Genomic DNA, 21,607 nt, shown 5'->3' with positions numbered 1-21,607 from the left:
GGACGCTGGCAATGCAAGTGCGTTATGAAAACATTAATAAGAAGTTTGGAAATGTGCATGTGCTGAAAAATTTACATTTAACAGTGAATGATGGAGAGTTTCTCGTCTTGCTTGGTCCGTCTGGCTGCGGGAAGTCAACAGCTTTACGCATGCTGGCAGGACTGGAAAATCCAACGTCTGGTGAAATTTATATTGGCGGGCAGCCTGTTACTGATATGGACCCAAAAGACAGAGACATTTCCATGGTTTTTCAAAGTTACGCTTTGTATCCTCATATGAGTGTATTTGAAAATATTACGTACCCTTTAAAAATACGAAAAGTCCCCAAAGCGGAGCGTAAAAAGAAAGCGGATGACATTGCGGAAATTTTAGAAATCGGCGATTTGTTAAAACGAAAACCCAAAGAATTATCCGGCGGACAGCGTCAGCGTGTTGCTTTGGGACGGTCGTTAATTCGGCAGCCGAATGTGTTTTTAATGGATGAACCGTTGTCTAATTTGGATGCAAAGCTGCGCGTTCATATGAGAGGAGAGATTAAACGGCTTCATAGTGAACTTGGCATTACAAGTGTGTATGTGACACATGATCAGACAGAAGCCATGACGATGGCTGATCGTATTGCAATTATGGAAGGTGGGCATCTGCAGCAATTGGCCAGCCCTGATGAAATCTATCACCAGCCTGCTAATCGTTATGTCGGAGGGTTTATCGGCAGCCCCGCTATGAATTCGGTAAAGGGGCGGTTAAATGTAAAAACAGCGAGCCTTGATTTTGGTACTTTTACGATCCCTATTGACCAAGAATGGCAGGAGATACTGGAAAAGAGGCTCTCAGGGCAGGACATTTATTTAGGCATTCGGCCAGAAAACGTTCGTGTAGCGACAAAGCCAGCAGAAAACAGTATCAAAGGAGAAGTATACGTCGTGGAGCCGCTTGGAAAAGAGGTGATTACTATTATTCGGGCAGGCGGTCATACGATTGTAGCCATCGTTGAACCAGATCTTCCGTTGAAAATGAATCAAAAGGTATGGCTGACATTTGATGAGCAGAAGCTTCATATGTTTGATGGCAAAACCGAAGAAAAAGTAGTATGAGTGTACACGCGAAAAGCGGGCAGGGGGCGGGAAGAGTACTTTTCTGTCCGTTTTTCAGCTTGGCATGAATGTACAGCAAGTGCTGATAAGAACGGAACAATAAGTTCTTATACACCACCGCTGTACTATGAACAATATGCTTGCAAAAATAACAATTGCAGTTTTTTTGATTGTTGTTTACAATAAAAAGGAGTTAAGCGCTTTCCTTTATTGTAAGGAATGAGGCGGATAAGGATTTTCGTTTCTCTGCTACCGTATGCACTGGCATGTACAGTTTTTTTTTCATTGTGTTAAAGTAAATGCAAAGTACTGTACTAATTCAAAGAGAGGTAGAAATGAGGCAAAGGGCATGAAAGTGACCATTTATGATGTAGCGAAGCAGGCTGGGGTTTCTATTGCTACTGTTTCAAAAGTGATAAATAACACAGGGCGAATGAGGGAATCAACGAGGAAGCGGGTCCTTGAAACCATGGAGGAGCTGAATTATCGCCCGAATGTGATGGCGTCTGCGCTCATGGGAAAACGAACGGAAACCATTGGTTTGCTTGTTCAAGATATATCAAACCCTCTGTTTTCAGAAGTAGCCCGTACGATTGAAGACCGGGCACATGAAAGAGGAATGAATGTCATTATATGCAGTACCGACGCAAACCGTGAAAAAGAAAAAAAATACGTGGAGCTGCTCATGCGAAAACAAGTCGATGGGCTGATTATGGGGTCGAGCTTTCATGATAAAAAGCTGTTACAAGAGCTGATTTCTGATGGTTTTCCACTTGCTATGCTTACTCATGATGATTCCTCTTTACCTGTATCCACCGTCTCGGTTGATGACTTTAAAGGTGGATATGAAGCGGCGTCACACCATTTGTTTAACGGTCACCGCAGAATTGCTATTATTGCTGAACACGCATACAGCAGCAACTTTCGCATAAGCGGCTATCAGGCAGCTCACAAGGCATATGGTGTGGAATGCAGAGAAGAGTATTTTTATCGTACACATGGAACGATTGAGAACGGGAAAAAGTATTTTGAAAAACTGTTTCATAGAAAGGACATCGCGCCGCCAACCGCGATATTTGCTTGTAACGACCAGCTGGCGATAGGAGTTATTCAAGGGGCAAAAGCACAAGGATTGGGCATCCCTGAAGATTTGTCTGTCATTGGCTTTGACAATACGATTTTAGCGACAACAACAGTACCAGGACTTACAACTGTTGCCCAGCCTATTGTAACCATGGGAAAGAAAATTGTAGATGTATTGGTTGATGAAATTCAAGCAGGGAGATCGTTGAGAGAAAGAGTACTTTACAATCCAGAGCTGATTGTAAGGGGGACAACATATGCAGCGAAGGAATCTGCAGCAAACATGAAACCGTTATAAAAGTAACCTGAATAGTTTTCTGCATGAAGACACAACAGGGGACGTATTTTTTATTTTTAGTTAAGCGCTTAATCTATTTTCGTTATTATATTGGGAGGCGGGTAAAATGAAGGAAACAATACGTTGTGCTGTGCTTGGATTAGGAAGACTAGGGTATTGGCATGCAGAAAACCTGGCACATAAAGTGAAGGGAGCAGAGTTGGCTGCGGTAGCTGATCCGATGGACGGCAAAGCCGAACAAGTAGCGCGAGAATTGGGGGTGGAAAAGTTTTCTCAGAACCCAGATGAAATATTTGAAGATCCAGAAATTGATGCAGTGGCGATTATCACACCAACAAACACACATGCAGACATGATAAAAAAGGCAGCAGCACATAAAAAACATATCTTTACAGAAAAGCCAATTACTGAAACGGTGCAGCAAGCAGAAGAAGTTGTAGAAGCGGTTCAGAAAAACAATGTATTTTGCCAAGTAGGATTTATGAGACGTTTTGATCCTGCTTATGTGGAAGCCAAAAAACGAATGGATGCAGGAGAGATTGGAAAGCCTCTTTACTTTAAAGGGGTAACAAGAGATGGAGCCACTCCGCCTCCAGAGTTTATTAAAAATAGTGGCGGACTATACCTGGACTTTTCGATTCATGATTACGACGCAGCACGTTTTCTTTTGGATGCGGACGTGAACACAGTAACTGCGCATGGCAGTGTACTTCAGCATACGTATGTCAAAGAGTTTGGTGACGTGGATCAAGCGCTGACATATTTGACGTTTGATACGGGAGCGGCGGCAGATATTGAAGCAAGCCGAAATGTTCAGTATGGATATGATATACGAGCCGAAGTTGTTGGAACACACGGGGCGATTCAAGTTGGATCGTTAAAAAATAACAACGTACAAGTGTTAACGTCCAAAGGCAGCACGCATGATATCGTGCCTGATTTTCCTGCGCTGTACAGTGAAGCATATCTGCAAGAAATGGTTTCTTTCATTAATTGTTTAAGAAAAGGAGAAAAGCCGTTAGTGGATGAGATGGATGGAAAAGCAGCCTTGGAAATTGCCGCTGCCGCGACGAAGTCGTATCAAGAGAACAAAACTATACGTTTGTGTGAAGAGTCTTCTGTGAATGCGTAAGGTGCATCTTCAGGAGAGAGGAAACAAGCACAGGGGTAGAGAAAGGATCAAACAAGATGAAAACAGATATATCATTTCAATGAATGCACGAAAAATGAAGAGAAATACGCCCTGTCGGAGCCAAAATAGAATCTTAATAAAAATTAACCGCTCGAGGAATTGACATAAGCGGGCAAAGGGCGTTATATTCTACTTTGTACTATAAAAAAGCTACCTCGTTAGGTGAGGCTCCTGTACGGAGATACGCTGCTGCCCAAAAATGTCCAAAGACGCCAATGGGTCAACAGAAACCATCGATTTAAGGTGGTTTTTAATGCAGCTGGGTCATCCACCCTATGCCGTGCAGTGCTAAAGCTCTACGAATGGGGCCGTGTTTTGCCATGCATTGTTAAATGAGCACGCCTTCCATTCTATATGAAGGCGTGTTTTTGTTTTTAAAGGGAATATAAGAGGCGGGCGTTTTTCACGTCTAGCACAAGCGTCCAACCGCTCAGGCGTACACGGCACGGGTCAGTGCAGCGTTGCAGCAGGATGCGGCCGTTTTAGTTGAACGTCCTCTTTCTTCCCTTTCGAGGCACTTACGCTTTGTTATCCTTTGACACAAAACGCTCAGCTGCAACATCTTATACTATATCAAAGTGAGGTGAGGGGATTTGGATAGTTGTCCATACAGTAGGATGGACGGTTTTAAAGCAAGGTTACACAGCATGTTGATACAGGTGCAGGAGAGGTCCATTTCCCCTGCGTTCACTTGGTTGACGTAGCAGAAGGGATCTCTCCGGATGGAGGGATGAATGATGGTTGAATTAAATGACAACACAAGAGAAGAGTATATCCATCAAATTGTGAAAGCTGCGATTGAAGCGGATATTGATACGTTTCGTACAATGTTTTTGGAGCTGCACCCAAAAGACCAAACCGATGTATTTCTTCACTTGGAAGAGAGCGAAAGAAAGCGTGTATATGAAAGCTTAAGTCCGGATGAATTTGCCGAAGTGTTTGAAGGGCTTGAGGTGGAAGAGCAAAAAGAAATTGCATTGGAGTTAAATGACCAGTACGCTGCTGATGTTTTTAACAATATGTATGCCGATGATGTTGCTAATTTCTTGGCCGAGTTAAAACAAGATAATGTGACGGATATTTTAAAGGCGATGGATAAAGAGGATGCAGCGGACGTAAGAGAGCTTCTTGCTTATGATGAGGAGACAGCAGGCTCAATCATGACAAAGGAGTTTATCGCTATCCGTGCAGAAGATACTGTTTCGGATGTCATTGAGTTGTTACGCCGTGAAGGGCCGGATGCAGAAACGATTTATTATTTGTATGTGGTAGATGCTAATGACCGATTAGCAGGTGTAACGTCGATTCGTGATTTAATTACGTCGGTATCGACAGCAAAAATTGAAGACATTATGAGTACACGGGTCGTTTCCGTCAATGAAAAAACCGACCAAGAAGAAGTAGCACAGCTTATTCAAAAGTATGATTTTCTTGCAGCCCCGGTTGTCAGTGACGAAAACGTCCTGTTAGGAATTGTTACTGTGGACGATGTGCTTGATGTGCTTGAAGAAGAGGCTACGGAAGACTTGGGAGAAATTACAGCGTCGAGAGGTTCTACCGATGTGTCGTTAACGTCTTTTCAAGCGGCGAAGAAAAGAGCGCCGTGGATTATTATGTTAATGTTTTTTGGTTTAATTACAGCCGAAGTCATCGGCACATTTGAAGAAACATTAGAAACAGTCGTCTTATTGGCTGCATTTATCCCAATGATTATGGGATCTGCCGGTAATACGGGCACCCAATCATTAGCAGTGTCAGTGCGCGCGCTTGCAACGGGTACTATTGAGAAAAGAGGATTATCCAAAACGATTTTGCGTGAGTTTGCGACGGGGTTAATGATTGGAGTAATGTCTGGGGCCGTCATTGCTCTGTTACTGGCGGTCTTTTATCAAGATTTGCTGCTTGGCGGTGTCGTAGGTATTTCGATTATTTTATCACTCGGGGTGGCCAGTGTGATTGGTACAACGATTCCGCTTATCATTAATAAACTGCATTTAGATCCGGCCATCGCATCTGGACCGTTTATTACGACGTTAAATGATTTGATTAGTTTAATGATTTATTTCTCTGTAGCGACATCACTCATACAATATCTATAATACGCAAATCTGAATTTCTGGCTTTTTCTCGGTTTATAACACACAATCAGCCAAATCAGCAAATAAAATGCTGTGAGGCTGATTTTTTCATTTACAATGCTTCATGTTAGAGCGTACAATGATGGTAGAACAAGAACATAAAGGAAAGGAGGAAGGGGCATGGAAGAAGAAAAGTATAAACAAGATAAACCCTTCTATCCGATACAGGGATTTCACATGGACAGCTGGAAACGCGCCGTTCAACACGTCATTAATGATGTTGTGACGGATGTGCTTGCATATGACGAAGAGGAACGCACACCACGTTACCTGTTAGATGTTTTTAAAGAAAAATGGCAAGCGCTTTCACCGTTTTGGTTTAATCATCAGACGTCATATTATTTGTGGCTGGTTCATATCTCTGGTACATTGCTGCCTTTCCTTGAAAAGGAACGTGGAAGCATCTTTGGCTGGGTACAATACAGAGAGTACCCAAAAGTTTGGAGTTCACAGCATTTCACCGTTCCATTAATAAAAGAAAATGATTGTTTGACGATATATGTGTTTGAAAAAAACGATGAGGTGCTTTTTCATGCAGCGGAAGCGATGGCGATAAACGCTCAGTACAGCAGGGAGAAAGTGCCAAAATATTTGCAGCTGCACTCGGTGGAAAGCGGCCGTACGGTCTTTTACCATCTAAAACATGCGGGATAATACATGAAAGAGGCTGGACAAAACCCAGTAAATGAAGAGGCCCTCACTTATTGTGAGGGTTTTTTGCGTCAAAGGGTGGATGGTACAAAAATACATTCGCTTGCCGCGGGCAGCGCTTTGGCTGATCGGAGAAAACTGCCCCGATAAATCTTCAGCTGCTGCTTTTCTTCCTCTTTCATTCTTTCACAACCTTAACTTTTCCTAAAGGAAAAAACCACCTGTTTCCTCCTCAACATCTGCGGGAGAACCTGCTTTTTTAGAAGGCAGGGACGGCAGTTGAGCGGGTTTCTCAACCACCGTTTTTCTTAGCTAATCCGAGGCATTTTGTAAAATACGCTGCAACATTGAACGATTGGTTGCTAAATCTTCAAGTGTATACTGGTCGAGCACTGCTAAATACGCTTGAAGCGCTTCTTGCAGCACACCTTTTAACCGGCAGCTTCCCGTTAATACACACGTGCTGCTGTCTGGATCAAAACACTCCACTAAGTTGAGGTTATCTTCCGTTCGACGAACTACCCAGCCCACATTAATGTCCTCTGGTTTTTTAGCGAGGCGAATCCCGCCATTTCTTCCCTTTATCGAATCAATTAAGCCGAGTTTGACTAATTCATGCCCGACTTTGGTGAGGTGATGGTATGAAATATGATAAGCATTAGCTATTTCTCGAATACTAGTAAGACTTGGCTGGTCAAGTGCAGCCAAGTATATTAACATGCGCAAGCTGTAATCAGTGTACGAAGTGAGTTGCATAATAACAAGCTCCATTAATCATAGTTTTATATATTACATCCTACCACATTTTCACGGAATCGACATAAGTTCTTGTTTTAATATGCATTTTTAATACTTATTTTATGATAAAGTAAAAGTGTGAAAGATGTATTTTTGATACATGTTTTTTAAAAGGAGGATGGCATATGCCGGAATTAAGTCAGCAAACCATCGATACAGTCAAGGCTACTGCACCCATTTTAGAAGAGCGGGGCGAGGAGATTACCTCTCACTTTTATAAACGCTTATTTGAAAACCACCCTGAATTGCGTAACGTGTTTAATCAAACAAACCAGAGAAGAGGCAGACAGCCGCAAGCACTTGCCAATGTGGTATTAGCAGCTGCTAAAAACATTGATCAGTTAGAAAACGTATTGCCAGTCGTGCATCAAGTTGCGCATAAACATCGGAGCTTGCAAATTAAGCCAGAACAATACCCAATCGTAGGGGAGAACCTGCTAGGCGCAATGAAAGATGTATTGCAAGATGCTGCAACAGACGATGTGCTTGCTGCATGGGAGGAAGCATATGGTGTGATTAGTGATGTGTTTATCTCCGTGGAAAAAGAAAAATATGAGAAGGCAGCAGAACAAACAGGCGGATGGGACGGCTATCGTTCCTTTATCGTAGATAAAAAAGTGCCTGAAAGCAGTGTTATTACATCCTTTTATTTACGCCCGGAAGATGGAGAAAGCCTGCCTGCATTTCAACCTGGCCAGTATATCACGCTCAAAGCAGAAATACCTGGAGAAAAGTATGTGCATCTTCGTCAATATTCCCTTTCAGCTGCACCGGGAAATGATTATTTCCGGATTAGCGTAAAACGTGAAGAAGGCCAAGGAACATATCCAGATGGGGTTGTTTCCAGCTATTTGCATCAGTCTGTCAACACAGGGGACGTATTGGAGCTTACTGCGCCAGCGGGTGACTTTTACCTGCAGGAAAGTGACCGTCCTGTGGTATTGATAAGCGGAGGGGTAGGTTTGACACCGCTGATGAGTATGTTCCATACACTTGCTGAGGAAAACAAGCGGCCAGTTACCTTTATTCAAGCGGCACAAAACCGCGAACAGCACGCTATGTTTGAAGAAACAGCGCAAAAAGCAGAAGAACACGATCATATCCATTATCACGTATGCTACGACCACGTTCGTGATGAAGATAAGTCAAACCCATATATTCAAAAAGAAGGCCGTATTGATGCAGAGTGGCTGAGATCGATTCTCCCAGAGGAAGAAGCTGATTACTATTTCTGTGGGCCGCCCTTGTTTTTAAAAGCAATGAATCAAATATTAACGAAGTCGTTCCGGATTTCACAGGACCGAATTCACTTTGAATTTTTTGGCCCAGCCCTTGATTTAGAAGCAGTGGAATAAGCAAACTTTGACTGCATTTATGTTTTTATCGAGAGGGGCTGTTACCTGCAGTCCCTTTTTACGTAATATCCTGATGGGGTAGTACATGTTTGGCGAAAGGAGGAAATGATATATGGAAATCCAAGAAAACGAGAAGGCACAGCGTCTGCAACAGATGCTGGAGAAAGCACTGCAGCCAATTACAGAAAAATTAGAAACACTAGAACGGGAAGTGGAATCCCTTCGAAAAGGACAAGAAGAACTGAACCGAAAATTAGAAGAGAAGAAGTAAAGAAATCAATACATATTTTTTACAAACGAGCGCCAAAGGATGGTGCTCTTTTTTTTATAAGGTGAGAAAGGATAAAAGTTTGGCGTTTTCATAGTCCAGCGCAAGCACCTGCCCGCTTGAGGTTCCTTCGGTCCGTCCATGAAAAGTAATGGTCAGCTTTCCATAGATGAGCTTCCAGGACATGCCCGCGGGCTTGGAGGAAATGACAGATCAGCTAAAAATCCATTCTGTTTACCTTTCTTAGAATTAATGGACGGGTAAGGTATTCACCCATGTTTCAACAATGAATATCTTATTTAATGAATCCATTTTTAACTGCGAAGAAATTTGCAGGCACGCTCAACATATGAGGAGGTACGAACAATGAATTACCAAGCACCTGGTACAAAACAACTGTATAGGGCAGATCCAAATATGGTTCATCAACTGACATCACTTCGTAATCACTTGCAAAATATATGCAGACAACATATTAATCAAAAAGTGAGAGTCCAAACAATTGATGGTCACGTTTATGAAGGTACTATTGTTAACTGTGAAGGGGGAATTTTATACCTTCGTGTTGAAGATTCGGATCGAGTTTATGGGCCGGATCCTTTAATATTAACACTCGTTCTATATGAATTGCTGATTATTACGTTACTGATACTCTATTAATATTGATACGACAGTAAATAAAATACAAAACGTAAAGTCAGTTTCATTTAGAAACGGCAGTGAATATCCCAAATTTTTTCTAGATATTTAAGTATTTATTCATGAAATGAGCGAAAGAATGGAACAATGACAGACTGTTTCTCGCTGTTCATTATTTATCTGCTGCTAGATGCGGCAGTGAAAAAAGAAAATAGACCTAAGCACGCTCAGTGGCAGGCTGGGCTTTTTTGCATGGATAAAAGCGGAGAAGCATGAACCAGGATAACCATTTCGTTTTAAGGAAAATACTGAGCCTTTAGTAAATGTCCAGTGATGACTGGCATGATTTCCGCTGTTTACTCCATCAGCAGCATGTGAAGAGTATCTTCATGGCATACATTCTGGTCTTTTCATTTATTAATAGAACGTTTACAAGAATTAAGTATTTTATTCACATCTAATTAAAACTGGTCCCTTAGAATGGTGAACATACATGTAACATCGTTTTACATAATAGGAGGGACGAAGATGAAAAAACTATCGTATTGGACGGTTCTGCTTCTTACGACAGCTGGTGTACTGGCAGGCTGTGGAGAAGAAGAGGAAGCGGCAGGGGAAGAAACAGGAGTATCAGGAGATTTACATTTTTACACATCTCAACCAGATGAGGATGCAGACCGGCTTGTGTCTGCCTTTAATGAGAAATATCCAGAAGTAAATGTGAATACGTTTCGGTCGGGAACAGAAGAAGTAATCAGTAAAGTACAAGCAGAGAACCAAGCCGGTGATATTCAAGCTGATGTGATGCTGGTAGCCGACTCAGTAACATTTGAACGCCTGAAGCAGCAAGACTTGTTAATGTCTTATGAATCTGAAGAAAAAACTGGGATACCAGAAGAGTTTATTGATGCTGACCACACTTATTATGGAACAAAAATCATGGCTACCATTTTAGCGGTTAACACCAATCAAGTGGATGAAATGCCATCATCATGGGACGTGCTGACATCAGAGAAAGCAAAAGAAGAAGCTGTTATGCCAAGTCCGCTGTATTCTGGTGCTGCAGCATACAACGTTGGAGTGATGAGCCGGCAGGAAGCATTTGGCTGGGACTATTTCGAGCAATTACACGAAAATGACATTACGATTGTACAAGGCAATGGCGGTGTGCTGCAAGAAGTAGCTGCAGGGGAGAAGTCATATGGAATGGTCGTTGATTTCATTGTTGCTCGTGCGAAGCAGGAAGGGTCTCCTGTAGAGCTTGTCTACCCAGAGGAAGGGGTTCCAGTGATTACAGAGCCGATTGGTATTATGAACGAGACAGAGAACGAGGAAGCGGCCAAAGCATTTGTTGACTTTGTGTTGTCTGAAAAAGGCCAAAACGTGTCGGCTGAAGTGGGATATACACCAATTAAAGAAGGTGTCGATGCACCAGAAGGGTTGAAAACGAGCGGAGCATTCCAGATTCTTTCTCACAATGAAGCGGAGCTCTTAGAAACGAGAGAAGAGGATAAACAGCGGTTTTCTGATATGGCAGCACAGTAAGTGAAGGAGACTTCTTATGAATGAACCAATCATTCCAAAGCAGCATGAAAAGCGCAGGAACCAACCTCCTTTTCTTGCTGTCTATCAAAAAATGTTTGTTGTGATTGCAGCAGCTTTGCTGGTTTTATTTTTTATTTTTCCTATTTTGCGGCTTGTTATCTTAAGTGTGAGCGGAGAATCTGAGGTTGATTTACGCCATTATCAAGACATTCTTGCCGAGCCGCAAACGTGGACAGTGCTGCAAAACACAGTTGTTATGGTGGCTGGGTCTACTTTTCTGGCTGTGGCATTAGGTGTTTTTATGGCGTGGCTCATTACGTACAGTGATGTGCGGGCCAAACGCTTTCTGCATGTATTGGTGTTATTGCCGTTTGTCATTCCATCGTATATTGTGAGTTTGTCGTGGACACAGCTGATGAGTTCAAATGGATGGTTCGCCAGTGTATTAACGCTTTTGTCTGAAAACCTTGAACCATGGAACTTATACAGTTTAGGCGGCATGATTTTTATACTCGGCCTGTCTCATTATCCATTGGTCTATTTATTTACGGTAGGCGTGTTAAAACGAATCCCAAGAGAGTTGGAATGGGCAGCCAGGTCTTCTGGGGCTGGGAGAATTGCTGTTTTCTGGAAAGTGACGATGCCTATTGCTCTGCCTGGAATTGCTGGAGGGGGGCTGCTTGCTTTTTTAGCGAATCTCGATAATTTCGGCATCCCAGCTTTTTTAGGCATTCCTGCCAACATTTCAGTGTTAAGCACAGCTATTTATCAAGAAGTGGTCAGTGTGCATGCTGACGCGTTTTCACGAGCGGCTGTGTTGTCGGTAGTGCTGGGAGGGGTGGCGGTCTTGGGTACCGTGGTGCAATGGCTGTTAGTTCGGAAATCAAAACAGCTGGAAACAGCCCGGGAAGATCGTTCACCTCGTTTTTCATTAGGAAAGTTTCGAATTTGGGCAGAAAGCGGTTTATGGACGTTTTTGTTATTTATTGGAATCGTGCCGCTTTCTGCTATGACAACAACATCATTTCTGCGCACCTATGGCTTGGAATGGACGTGGGACAACCTGACATGGGACCATTACTGGTATGTTCTCTATGAAAACACAAATGTTCAATCAGCGCTGGAGAACAGTTTGCTGCTGGCATGTGTTACGACCGTTGTGGTTCTTATCATTGGTACCATTGTTGCATATATTCGGATTAACAAACCTTCTCCATTAAACCGTGCTGCGGAAACAATTATTACGGTTCCTTATGCTCTTCCTGGTGTCGTATTGGCATTAGCGATGATTTTTGCCTGGATGGAGCCGATACCAGGGTGGAACCCGGGTATTTATGGAAGCATATGGATTTTATTTATTGCCTACAGTACGCGCTTTATGATTTTACAAGTTCGGGGAAGTGCTGCGGCGTTCATGCAAGTGGGTGCTTCCATGGAAGAAGCAGCGCATGTGTTTGGGGCAAGAGGGTCTGTCAAATGGATAAAAATTATGGTACCGCTCATTCTTCCTGGTATGCTGACAGGAGCTTTTTTCGTTTTTTTGACTTCTTTAACCGAGTTAACCGTTTCTTCACTGCTATGGTCAGCAGGGCATGAAACGATTGGTGTGATGATTTTTAACTTTGAACAAGCCGGTTACACAACGCATTCTGCAGCACTGTCTTCGATTGTTGTCATGATATTTCTTGCCGGTTTCGTATTCATGATGTGCGGACAAACCATTTGGAAAAAGAGGGGGAGAAAAGGGTGAACATACAATTAAGCGGAGTTACAAAAGAATTTGGGAAGACAGCAGCTTTATCGTCTGTGGATGCCAATGTGAAGGATGGAGAGTTTATTGCGATACTTGGGCCATCCGGATGTGGAAAAACGACATTGCTGCGCCTCTTAGCTGGATTTGAATCACCGACAGAAGGCTATATTGAAATGGATGACAAGCAGGTAGCAGCACCGTATGGCGTGATTCCACCTGAAAAGCGGAATATCGGCATGGTGTTTCAATCATTTGCTTTGTGGCCGCATTTAACAGTACAAGAACAAATACGCTTTCCGCTTCTCCACCATAAATTTGTGCCATCGTCCATAAAAAAGAGAAAAGAAGCGCGGACACAGGAAGTGTTAGAATTAGTTAATTTAACAAACATGGCTGAACGGATGCCGCATGAGCTTTCAGGGGGACAAAAACAGCGTGTTGCGTTAGCTCGGGCAGTAGCTGCACAACCCTCTTTGTTATTAATGGATGAGCCGCTCAGCAGCCTTGATGCCGAGCTGCGTATGGAGATGCGCCATGAAATCCAGCGCATTCACCGGCATACGCAAACGACAGTCATCTATGTGACACACGACCAAAGTGAAGCGTTGGCAATGGCAGACCGTATTATTGTGATGAAAGACGGAGCTGTAGAACAAATCGGATCACCAGAGACAATATATCGGTTTCCACAAACAGAGTTCGTTGCTTCATTTGTCGGTAAAGCAAATCTAGTACCTGGTTTTTGGAAAAAAGGAGTATTTCATCCGAACGGAAATGATATGGTAGCCTGGGAAAAAAGGGAAGTTGCTCCATACTTTATGAAGCGGGGAGTCATGCCGGTCCGTCCGGAAGAATTCTGCTTAAAAAAGGCAGGGAACGGGCTGACAGGACGAGTAGAAAATGTTCAGTTTCAAGGAAGAGACGTTCAATACACGATACTTGTTGGAAAAGACTGCTGGACGGTTTATCACCCAGCTCCTGGCGAATTTCGTATTGGAGAACAAGTGGTTGTGGAGCTGGCCAAAGAGCAGTCAGCGCTGCGCACACATACTGAAGGACACGATAACATCATCTCTTCAACGTCATCGATATAATACTGGCTTGTGACAGGAGAGAAGGGGACAAAGAGAGAAAGTATCATCAGTGTAAGAAAACAGGGAAAACGATTCTTTATCCCTGTTTCCTCAAGATTAATGGCTGTCTTCAAAGCGTTTTAAGTCATTTTTGTGGCCGATGACGATTAATATATCATCTTTATGTATTTGGTCATCAGCCATCGGAGATATATTAATATCTTTTCCTCTTTTTATTCCTAAAATGGTAATACCAAATCTTGCTCGGATATTAAGGTCAAGCAATGTTTTGCTGTCCATGTGTGGAGGCGCTGCAATTTCCACAATGGAGAAGTCATCAGAAAGCTCGATATAGTCAATGACTTTTTCAGAAACGAGGTGCTGTGCGATCCTGTTTCCCATGTCATGTTCGGGGTGAATGATTTTGTCTGCGCCAAGTTTATCGAGGACTTTATGGTGATAGTAGCTTTGCGCTTTGACCCATACTGACTCAATTCCCATGTCTTTTAACAGCAGCGTGCACAGCATGCTTGCTTGAATGTCATCACCAATTGCTACAATGACATGATCAAAGTTGGTAATACCCAGATTACGCAGTGTTCGTTCATCTGTACCATCACCAACAGCACTGTGTGTAGAGTCATTTATAATTTCGTTTACTTTTGCTTCGTTGATATCAATAGCAAGTACATCGTGGCCGAGCTTGTAAAGTTCGGTGCTGACACTAATGCCAAAGCGGCCAAGCCCAATCACAGCAAACTGCTTTTTCATCCCCTGTACATCTCCCTTCTAGGCTAACGCTTCACCCTGTTTCTTATTGTAATGTACCGCCGTGGAAAATGTTTGTCAATCATTGTTAAAGTGCAGGTTTGATCTTAGTAATGGAGGATGGAATCGGATTGCAGAGGAGAAGTGTTATGAAAATAAGCATTCATACAATTCCGTGTTTGCCGCTTTAAATTAGCATTTAAGTAGCTGCTCGAACCTTCATACCCTCCGCATGTATAATGGTAGCGGGAAAACATGCCGTCATTTTCCTTAAATGTAACAGTGATGCGGCGCTGGTACATGTATCGTTTAATGCGGCGCATATCGTGGTGAATCATACGGAGAGCGTCCTGTATCATGCCTACATATGGGTCTTTTACTTTGAATGCCCCGTGTTCAAATAATTGGACATCTCTTTCTAGTACCTTTTTCACCAACGGGAGTAAAATAAAATAATGAATTATCATATGTTCTTCTTCACTGATTTGCATAATACCCCTCACCTCGACACCGAACATTTGTTTGTATTTATTGTAACGAAAATAGAACACATCATACAAGGATATTCTTCTATGCAGAAGGCAGGGCTCGGAGAAATGGGATAGTTATTCATTTTTCTTATGGCCGCTTTATGCGTATACAGGAGCTGTTTTTTGTGTGCAGGAAAGGGAGAAGGATTGCTATAAAAAATAGGACAAGAAAAATTCGAGATTGGTTATTTAAATATACAAGCAACATAGGTTATAATATAAGAAAGCGCATACAAAATAATGTAAGCGGATTCATAAAAAGAGAGAGCGCTTTTTGCGGCGTGGGAAACACGTTCTGTGCTCGGGAATAAAAAATCGTTCGAGGAGGACATTCAACACGAAGCGTCTTTTGAGAAGAGGTGTATCGAACGGGTTATACATGTGCAGCACGAAACGGTGTGATGTATGGACGCAGGGTTTGTGTGATAGGTTCCATAGGCATCTTCATTTATTGTAGAAATATTCTAACATCTAGCGATATCCGCCCGCATTTCTTTTGATACTGCGACATATACATGCAATAACACACGGTAAAACGTGTGAAGCCAATCACTGAGATAGCAAACGCAACTTGCAGGTATTTTTTACGTTTTTGCTGTCCTTGTTTTAACCCATAACTCTGACACACCTTCCACATCGTGGTCATACAAATCGGGAAGCAAACGGTTCATATTCTTCTGGAAGCCAGCAGACATCTGAAGTGTGATTCGGCAAAAAGATGTAAGCAGAAAGCGTTTAAAGGAAGCGCCATGCGGGTATGTAGTCAGTAAACAAAAAAACATGCTTGAGCCCGGGCCAGTACTTCATGCGCGCGTCGCCCGCCAAGGACAGGACAGAAAGCCAAATACCGGTGGTATCCGGTGAAAGGATAGGGGGTTCGACGGAAATGTTACATCCTACTCATGAACAGCATTTTATGAAAAAAATAAAGTCGGCAAAGCATGGCAGAAGACCATCCAGACAGGTGCTTCAATCGCTATATGCTCAGATGACGATGGAATACGCTGTTTTTCATTTTAACAAAGAGCGGCTGCAGCGCATGATAGACCAGGCATTAGACCAGAAGGACCCGGAACGATTTCAGGCACTGACAAATCAGTATAATGCACTTATTGGAGAATACAAGTTTGGCAAAGTCATCCAAGAACAGGGGTATGAAGTTGAGCTGGACTTTAAAGTAAAATAAGAAGGTGTCCCGTCAGTCAATTCGCTATTGACTGGCGGTATTTTTTTGTACGTTAGAAATACATTCACTCTCGCCAAATGAGGAAAAGATTTTGGGTATCGCAGTCTTCTCTTGTAAATACTTTCGCAACTTGTCTCATATAAATGAAAAGAGTTGGAGAGAGAAGGGGAGGCCGTATGAAGAAAACGTTTATTGCCGGGACGTTTCTGCTTATCATTGCTGCTTTTTTAGGAGAATGTTTAGAGTTTCTTATTAATATGGTACTAGCCCGCGAGCTTGGAGAAAAAGGCTTAGGGTTATACATGTCAATCTTGCCAACTATCGTGTTTTTGGTTGTGATTGCGAGTATGGAACTTCCCATCTCATTGTCCAAAGCGGTAGCGGAAAGAGATAAAGTCTATCATCGAAGCCTGCTTGAACATACCATCCGTTTCACCGCGGCATTTATGGTAGCCTTTTTAGCCATCAGCATTATCATTCTTCCCCTGATTCCTATATTTGATAAATATCATGCGTCTCTTCCATATTTGCTGCTTATCCTTATTCCTGTCATTTCATTTTCATCAATCGCGCGCGGGTATTTCATGGGGACACAGGACATGGGGAAAATTGCGATGGCTAATTTTTTGCGGCGGGCAGTCCAGCTTGTGCTGTTAATCACTGTGTTTCAATTGTTTCATTTTGAGGCAGACATTGCGATTTTATTAAGTCTATGTACATTAATTGGCACCGAATGTGTGGTCTTTTGTTACTTGTTCTATTTATTTGTACGAGACATGAGACGGTTAAAAGACAAACCAAGACAGTCGTTAGGAAAGAAGTCTGTGCTGGAGCTGCTGCTTGCGGTATCGCTGCCGACCACGGGTCTTCGAATTTTTCATGCTGCTTCGTTTGCGGTGAAACCATTTTTAATTACCGCGGCACTGATGAATGCAGGCGTAGTGGAAGAACAAGCGACCATTCAATATGGGAAGTTAGCTGGTGTAGCATTTACAATTGGATTTTTTCCTGCATTTATCGCCCATTCCTTGCTAATTATTCTCATTCCAACCGTGTCAGAGGCATATGCAAAAAAACAAGTGATGCAGTTAACGCGTTTGCTTCGAAAAATTATGGCAGCAACATTGTTGTATGCTGTTCCTGCTGTTGGGGTGTTCTACTTTTTCTCTAATGAATTAACGAGCCTGTTTTTTGAACAGTCACCGGCAGCGGTGTATTTACAATTGCTGGCCCCATACTTTTTCTTTCATTTCTTCGTTATTCCGATGCAAGCCTTTTTGATTGGACTGGGCCTCGTACGGGACGCCTTTTTGCATTCGATTTGGTCGACAACGATATCGTTTGTATTGATGTATTTTTTTGGATCGATGCCATCGCTTCAAATGGATGGAATTATTATCGGCATGAATACGGGAATTGTGATCTTAACATGGATGCATTATGCGACGATTCGAAAACGCTTGGATCAGCCGGTGGGCCTGCGGCTTGGAGAAATACAGGCGGGGAAGACATTTTGACCGGCAGCGGCTTGATAGACATATAAACCTTCCCTAGCGTATTAGCAGTTCATTCTATATACTAAGTAGGAGAAGAAGAAATATACGTGTGAGCAGGAGGCAATACAGTTGATTTTATCCGATGAAACAATCCAAACGATGATAGAAAAGAACGAGCTGCAAATCGATCCAATAGAACCACGTCAAATCCAGCCCGCGTCTGTCGACATTCGCTTGGGCACACATTTTTTAAAAATTGATGAAAATGCAATTGAATCGATTGCATTAGATGAACCGGCAAAATATGTAGAGTTTGAAAGTGAAGAAGTCATTATCCCCCCGCATTCTTTTTTACTGGCAACAACGAAAGAGTACATTGCACTCCCCGATCAAGTGACAGCATTTGTGGAAGGACGAAGTTCCATCGGGCGGATGGGTTTATTTATTCAAAACGCTGGCTGGGTGGACCCCGGTTTTGAAGGAGAAATCACGTTAGAACTCTATAATGCCAATCGTCTGCCAATTCGTTTGAAAGCAGGACGCCGCATTGCACAGTTAGTGTTTGCCTTTATGGATAAAAAAGCGAAAACTCCGTATCAGGGAAAGTATCAGGGACAGCGGAATGCCGTTGGCAGCCAGGTATATCTTGATCAAGAAACCAACCAGCATTCATCGTCCTAGATAGAAATGCTTGTTTGCCGTTTTTGATGTTAGGTGTTTTCAGCACAAAAAGTGAACGTACCGCAACAGTTGCATTCAATCAAGCAGGAGGGTTATGATTACTCAAGAACAATAGTCTGTTATATGCTTGAAAAGGTTCGGTTCTTTATTTATAAGAATCGAACCTTGTTGGTGGTAGGACGGATAGATTCGTGCTTTCTAGAAGCGAATGTGAATAGAAAATGTTATAATAGGAATGTTGTCAACATCACATAATCAAAGATGAGCCGTCTTTTACAGCAGAACGCAGCATGTGGAAAAGACGTACAAATAGAAAGAGGGATGAACCTTGCGTTTTCATAATGAAAAGGCAGTAGTCGTATTTAGCGGGGGACAGGATAGTACGACATGTCTGTTTTGGGCGCTCGAGCGGTTTGAAGAGGTTCATGCTGTAACATTTGATTACGGCCAGCGCCATAACAAAGAATTGGATGTAGCTCGAGCGATCGCCGAGGAGCTCGGTGTCGTGCATAAAGTCATGAATATGGATTTATTAAACCAGCTTGCTCCCAACGCATTAACGCGGGACGATATCGACGTCGAAGAAGGGAAAGACGGTGAACCCCCTAATACATTTGTAGAGGGAAGAAACTTGTTGTTTTTCTCATTTGCGACGATTTATGCGTCACAAATTGGCGCAAAACATGTCGTGACGGGAGTATGCGAAACAGATTACAGCGGATATCCTGACTGCCGTGACATGTTTGTGAAGTCGTTAAACGTGTCGTTAAATCTGGCAATCGATAAAGAGTTTGTACTGCACACCCCGCTTATGTGGCTGGATAAAAAAGAGACGTGGGAGCTGGCAGACAAGCTTGGAAAATTGTCTTATATTAAAAATCATACGCTGACGTGTTACAACGGTATCGTTGGAGATGGCTGCGGAGAGTGTCCGGCCTGTAAACTCCGGCAAGCCGGTTATGAACAATATCTTAACGAAAAGGAACGGGAAGAGTAATGCTTCATCAATTTTACCCGCAAGTGCTGCATGATTACCGATATGAATTGAATAAAGATATGCATTTGGCAGCGGCTCATTTTATTCCTGCAAGTGCTGCTGGGAAGTGTACTAATATTCATGGGCACACGTATGTGATTAATATCACCATTGCGGGCGATAAATTAGACCGTACTGGGTTTTTAATTGATTTTAAACTGTTAAAAGATATTGTTCATAAACGTTTTGATCATTCTCTTTTAAATGATCACCGTGAATTTGGCGATACAGATACAAGCGACCCGGAATCGTTTCCAACAACGGAAGTGGTAGCGAAAACGATTTGGGAGATGATTCAGCGTGAATTAGATAAGCTGCACAACAAGCCGCGCTGCTTGCAAGTGCTTGTCAGGGAAACCCCTACCAGCTATGTTGTCTATCGGCCGAAAGAGGAGGATTTCTCTGATGAATAAAGTCCCTGTATTAGAAATATTTGGTCCAACCATTCAAGGAGAAGGCATGGTTGTTGGACAAAAAACGATGTTTATCCGAACGGCTGGTTGTGACTATCGTTGTTCTTGGTGTGATTCAGCCTTTACGTGGGACGGATCGCAAAAACCTACACTGATGGATGCTGATGATATTGTACAGCAGCTCGAAGCCATTGGAGGCCGCCGGTTTAATCATGTGACGATTTCTGGCGGGAATCCAGCCTTGCAGCGAGGTCTGGCTTCCGTGGTACAAGCTTTGATGGAAAAGGGAATAAAAACGGCGGTGGAGACACAAGGGACGATGTGGCAGGAATGGATGCGTGACGTTGATGATGTGACGGTTTCTCCAAAACCGCCAAGTTCCGGCATGAAAACCAACTGGGATCAGCTTGATTACTATATTCAACAATTACGAGGACGCTCGCACAAACAAGTGAGTTTGAAAATAGTTATTTTTAACGAAGAAGATCTGCGATATGCTGAAAACGTGCATGCGCGCTACAGCGATATACCGATGTTTTTACAAACTGGAAATGATGATATTGAAACAGATGATAACAACTGGCTGTTATCCCATTTATTGAAGCGTTATGAATGGCTGGTTGAAAATGTGATTGATTCTGAGACATTAAATGAAGTGAAAGTGCTGCCGCAGCTGCATACGCTGTTGTGGGGCAATAAACAAGGAGTGTAGGCAATGAATGAAAGAAACGGGGTCGAGGATTTATCTCATTTAGGAAGTGAAAAAACGAGCTATACGTTTCAATATGATCCATCTCTGTTGGAAACATTTGAAAACAATCATCCTAATCGTGATTACTTTGTGAAGTTTAATTGTCCCGAATTTACGACGCTTTGTCCAAAAACCGGGCAGCCTGACTTTGCTACGCTCTATATCAGTTATATCCCTGATAAAAAAATGGTAGAGAGCAAATCGTTAAAGCTGTATTTGTTTAGTTTTCGCGATCACGGCGGCTTTCATGAAGATGCAATCAATGTTATCGTGAATGATTTAGTGGAATTGATGGATCCGCGCTATTTAGAAGTGTGGGGGAAATTTACTCCGCGCGGCGGTATTTCTATTGATCCGTATGCTAATTATGGACGCCCCGGCACCAAATATGAAGAGATGGCTTCCACTCGTCTTCTCTATCATGATATGTATCCTGAAACCATTACAAACCGGTAAGGGGTATGGATTATACAAAAAAAGGCTGGACAAAAGGATAGGAGCGATAGAATAATGGGGCTGTATCAAAAGCCTCTAAACTGAAAAGCCGTGGCCACCATCCAGAGAGGTGGTGGCCACGGCTTTTTTTGTAAGGTAAGAACGTATAAAAGTTTGGCGTTTTCATGATCTAGCGCAAGCGCCCACTCGCTCGAGGTTCCTTCGGTCCGACCATGGAAAGCTGATTTTTGGCTTTCCATGTGCCGGCCCTCCAGGACTTGTCACGGGCTCTGTGGATGGGAGTCCGTTCGGCGTTGTCACAGGAGGTACTTCCACAGGATGCGGTGACTTCAACGCCCGCCACAGGACGTGCTTCCACAGGATGCGGTGACTTCAACGCCCGCCACAGGACGTGCTTCCACAG

Annotated in this window: 21 protein-coding genes and 1 riboswitch; of the genes, 18 read left to right on the top strand and 3 right to left on the bottom strand. The window is 42.9% G+C overall.

Annotation, left to right across the window (positions count from 1 at the left end; translation table 11 throughout):
* The first annotated feature begins 11 nt into the window (after nucleotides 1-11).
* The 5 genes from BLT18_RS12215 (at nucleotide 12) to BLT18_RS12195 (ending at nucleotide 6,459) form a co-directional block, all read left to right on the top strand.
* Nucleotides 12-1,094, top strand: a complete 1,083-nt coding sequence (locus tag BLT18_RS12215) for an ABC transporter ATP-binding protein (RefSeq protein ID WP_091274449.1) — start codon at nucleotides 12-14, stop codon at nucleotides 1,092-1,094.
* Nucleotides 1,095-1,443: 349 nt separating this feature from the next.
* Nucleotides 1,444-2,475: a LacI family DNA-binding transcriptional regulator gene (locus BLT18_RS12210; protein WP_091274447.1), complete on the top strand. Its 1,032-nt coding sequence runs from the start codon at nucleotides 1,444-1,446 to the stop codon at nucleotides 2,473-2,475.
* A gap of 106 nt (nucleotides 2,476-2,581) precedes the next feature.
* Nucleotides 2,582-3,607, top strand: coding sequence for an inositol 2-dehydrogenase (gene iolG / locus BLT18_RS12205; protein ID WP_091274444.1), 1,026 nt, complete (start codon nucleotides 2,582-2,584; stop codon nucleotides 3,605-3,607).
* Nucleotides 3,608-3,814: 207 nt separating this feature from the next.
* Nucleotides 3,815-3,981: riboswitch (M-box (ykoK) riboswitch) on the top strand.
* Between the two features lie 420 nt (nucleotides 3,982-4,401).
* Nucleotides 4,402-5,766 (top strand): magnesium transporter, encoded by a 1,365-nt coding sequence (gene mgtE / locus BLT18_RS12200; RefSeq protein WP_322787572.1) that lies wholly within the window; start codon nucleotides 4,402-4,404, stop codon nucleotides 5,764-5,766.
* A gap of 159 nt (nucleotides 5,767-5,925) precedes the next feature.
* Nucleotides 5,926-6,459: a hypothetical protein gene (locus tag BLT18_RS12195; protein WP_091274440.1), complete on the top strand. Its 534-nt coding sequence runs from the start codon at nucleotides 5,926-5,928 to the stop codon at nucleotides 6,457-6,459.
* Between the two features lie 309 nt (nucleotides 6,460-6,768).
* On the opposite strand, the gene BLT18_RS12190 is transcribed toward BLT18_RS12195, so the two are convergent.
* Nucleotides 6,769-7,212 (bottom strand): RrF2 family transcriptional regulator, encoded by a 444-nt coding sequence (locus BLT18_RS12190; RefSeq protein WP_091274592.1) that lies wholly within the window; start codon nucleotides 7,210-7,212, stop codon nucleotides 6,769-6,771.
* Nucleotides 7,213-7,379: 167 nt separating this feature from the next.
* Here BLT18_RS12190 and hmpA point away from each other — a divergent pair, with 167 nt between their 5' ends.
* From hmpA to BLT18_RS12165, 6 genes are all read left to right on the top strand, one after another.
* A complete protein-coding gene (gene hmpA / locus BLT18_RS12185; RefSeq protein WP_091274437.1) occupies nucleotides 7,380-8,609 on the top strand; it encodes an NO-inducible flavohemoprotein in 1,230 nt (409 codons plus the stop codon).
* A 112-nt stretch (nucleotides 8,610-8,721) separates the two neighbouring features.
* Nucleotides 8,722-8,880 (top strand): hypothetical protein, encoded by a 159-nt coding sequence (locus BLT18_RS18255; RefSeq protein WP_175487495.1) that lies wholly within the window; start codon nucleotides 8,722-8,724, stop codon nucleotides 8,878-8,880.
* A gap of 363 nt (nucleotides 8,881-9,243) precedes the next feature.
* Entirely contained in the window at nucleotides 9,244-9,537 is a 294-nt protein-coding gene (locus BLT18_RS12180) for a hypothetical protein (protein ID WP_091274434.1), read from the top strand.
* A gap of 507 nt (nucleotides 9,538-10,044) precedes the next feature.
* Nucleotides 10,045-11,061 (top strand): ABC transporter substrate-binding protein, encoded by a 1,017-nt coding sequence (locus BLT18_RS12175; protein WP_091274431.1) that lies wholly within the window; start codon nucleotides 10,045-10,047, stop codon nucleotides 11,059-11,061.
* A gap of 16 nt (nucleotides 11,062-11,077) precedes the next feature.
* Nucleotides 11,078-12,811: an ABC transporter permease gene (locus BLT18_RS12170; protein ID WP_091274428.1), complete on the top strand. Its 1,734-nt coding sequence runs from the start codon at nucleotides 11,078-11,080 to the stop codon at nucleotides 12,809-12,811.
* Nucleotides 12,808-13,908, top strand: a complete 1,101-nt coding sequence (locus tag BLT18_RS12165; protein ID WP_091274425.1) for an ABC transporter ATP-binding protein — start codon at nucleotides 12,808-12,810, stop codon at nucleotides 13,906-13,908. The genes BLT18_RS12170 and BLT18_RS12165 overlap by 4 nt, the downstream gene beginning before the upstream one ends.
* A 96-nt stretch (nucleotides 13,909-14,004) precedes the next feature.
* Here BLT18_RS12165 and BLT18_RS12160 read toward each other — a convergent pair whose 3' ends face one another.
* Nucleotides 14,005-14,658 (bottom strand): potassium channel family protein, encoded by a 654-nt coding sequence (locus tag BLT18_RS12160; RefSeq protein WP_091274422.1) that lies wholly within the window; start codon nucleotides 14,656-14,658, stop codon nucleotides 14,005-14,007.
* A 104-nt stretch (nucleotides 14,659-14,762) separates the two neighbouring features.
* The gene (locus BLT18_RS12155) at nucleotides 14,763-15,146 is read right to left on the bottom strand and encodes a hypothetical protein (protein ID WP_091274419.1); all 384 of its coding nucleotides are present in this window, start codon (nucleotides 15,144-15,146) and stop codon (nucleotides 14,763-14,765) included.
* A gap of 925 nt (nucleotides 15,147-16,071) precedes the next feature.
* On the opposite strand from BLT18_RS12155, the gene BLT18_RS12150 reads away from it, so the two are divergent.
* The 7 genes from BLT18_RS12150 to queF all read left to right on the top strand — a co-directional run bounded on the left by BLT18_RS12150 (nucleotide 16,072) and on the right by queF (nucleotide 21,204).
* Nucleotides 16,072-16,371 carry an IDEAL domain-containing protein gene (locus tag BLT18_RS12150; protein ID WP_175487494.1) on the top strand — a complete coding sequence of 100 codons (300 nt, stop codon included), beginning with the start codon at nucleotides 16,072-16,074 and terminating at the stop codon, nucleotides 16,369-16,371.
* A 176-nt stretch (nucleotides 16,372-16,547) separates the two neighbouring features.
* The gene (locus tag BLT18_RS12145; RefSeq protein ID WP_091274413.1) at nucleotides 16,548-17,888 is read left to right on the top strand and encodes an oligosaccharide flippase family protein; all 1,341 of its coding nucleotides are present in this window, start codon (nucleotides 16,548-16,550) and stop codon (nucleotides 17,886-17,888) included.
* A 108-nt stretch (nucleotides 17,889-17,996) separates the two neighbouring features.
* Nucleotides 17,997-18,548 carry a dCTP deaminase gene (gene dcd, locus BLT18_RS12140; protein ID WP_091274410.1) on the top strand — a complete coding sequence of 184 codons (552 nt, stop codon included), beginning with the start codon at nucleotides 17,997-17,999 and terminating at the stop codon, nucleotides 18,546-18,548.
* 328 nt (nucleotides 18,549-18,876) lie between these two features.
* Entirely contained in the window at nucleotides 18,877-19,545 is a 669-nt protein-coding gene (gene queC / locus BLT18_RS12135; RefSeq protein WP_091274407.1) for a 7-cyano-7-deazaguanine synthase QueC, read from the top strand.
* Complete coding sequence (gene queD, locus BLT18_RS12130) at nucleotides 19,545-19,997, top strand: 6-carboxytetrahydropterin synthase QueD (protein WP_091274404.1); 453 nt, start codon at nucleotides 19,545-19,547, stop codon at nucleotides 19,995-19,997. The genes queC and queD overlap by 1 nt, the downstream gene beginning before the upstream one ends.
* Nucleotides 19,987-20,709, top strand: a complete 723-nt coding sequence (gene queE / locus BLT18_RS12125; RefSeq protein WP_091274590.1) for a 7-carboxy-7-deazaguanine synthase QueE — start codon at nucleotides 19,987-19,989, stop codon at nucleotides 20,707-20,709. Before queD ends, queE begins: the two co-directional genes overlap by 11 nt.
* 3 nt (nucleotides 20,710-20,712) lie before the next feature.
* Complete coding sequence (gene queF, locus BLT18_RS12120; RefSeq protein WP_091274402.1) at nucleotides 20,713-21,204, top strand: preQ(1) synthase; 492 nt, start codon at nucleotides 20,713-20,715, stop codon at nucleotides 21,202-21,204.
* The last annotated feature ends 403 nt before the right edge of the window (nucleotides 21,205-21,607 follow it).

The organism is Alteribacillus persepolensis (assembly GCF_900099605.1).
In the GTDB taxonomy this organism is placed as follows: domain Bacteria; phylum Bacillota; class Bacilli; order Bacillales; family Marinococcaceae; genus Alteribacillus; species Alteribacillus persepolensis.
Note: the sequence above shows the minus strand (reverse complement) of the source record. Positions and strands in the feature narration are given on the sequence as shown.

Excerpts from the sequence above, each read along its gene's own strand:
- iolG (WP_091274444.1), top strand. The coding sequence starts at position 2,582 with ATGAAGGAAACAATACGTTGTGCTGTGCTTGGATTAGGAAGACTAGGG.
- BLT18_RS12175 (WP_091274431.1), top strand. The coding sequence starts at position 10,045 with ATGAAAAAACTATCGTATTGGACGGTTCTGCTTCTTACGACAGCTGGT.
- queD (WP_091274404.1), top strand. The coding sequence starts at position 19,545 with ATGCTTCATCAATTTTACCCGCAAGTGCTGCATGATTACCGATATGAA.
- BLT18_RS12215 (WP_091274449.1), top strand. The coding sequence starts at position 12 with ATGCAAGTGCGTTATGAAAACATTAATAAGAAGTTTGGAAATGTGCAT.
- BLT18_RS12195 (WP_091274440.1), top strand. The coding sequence starts at position 5,926 with ATGGAAGAAGAAAAGTATAAACAAGATAAACCCTTCTATCCGATACAG.
- BLT18_RS12210 (WP_091274447.1), top strand. The coding sequence starts at position 1,444 with ATGAAAGTGACCATTTATGATGTAGCGAAGCAGGCTGGGGTTTCTATT.
- BLT18_RS12150 (WP_175487494.1), top strand. The coding sequence starts at position 16,072 with ATGTTACATCCTACTCATGAACAGCATTTTATGAAAAAAATAAAGTCG.
- BLT18_RS12170 (WP_091274428.1), top strand. The coding sequence starts at position 11,078 with ATGAATGAACCAATCATTCCAAAGCAGCATGAAAAGCGCAGGAACCAA.
- mgtE (WP_322787572.1), top strand. The coding sequence starts at position 4,402 with ATGATGGTTGAATTAAATGACAACACAAGAGAAGAGTATATCCATCAA.
- BLT18_RS12155 (WP_091274419.1), bottom strand. The coding sequence starts at position 15,146 with ATGCAAATCAGTGAAGAAGAACATATGATAATTCATTATTTTATTTTA.
- BLT18_RS12145 (WP_091274413.1), top strand. The coding sequence starts at position 16,548 with ATGAAGAAAACGTTTATTGCCGGGACGTTTCTGCTTATCATTGCTGCT.
- BLT18_RS12180 (WP_091274434.1), top strand. The coding sequence starts at position 9,244 with ATGAATTACCAAGCACCTGGTACAAAACAACTGTATAGGGCAGATCCA.
- BLT18_RS12190 (WP_091274592.1), bottom strand. The coding sequence starts at position 7,212 with ATGCAACTCACTTCGTACACTGATTACAGCTTGCGCATGTTAATATAC.
- BLT18_RS12160 (WP_091274422.1), bottom strand. The coding sequence starts at position 14,658 with ATGAAAAAGCAGTTTGCTGTGATTGGGCTTGGCCGCTTTGGCATTAGT.
- BLT18_RS18255 (WP_175487495.1), top strand. The coding sequence starts at position 8,722 with ATGGAAATCCAAGAAAACGAGAAGGCACAGCGTCTGCAACAGATGCTG.
- hmpA (WP_091274437.1), top strand. The coding sequence starts at position 7,380 with ATGCCGGAATTAAGTCAGCAAACCATCGATACAGTCAAGGCTACTGCA.
- queF (WP_091274402.1), top strand. The coding sequence starts at position 20,713 with ATGAATGAAAGAAACGGGGTCGAGGATTTATCTCATTTAGGAAGTGAA.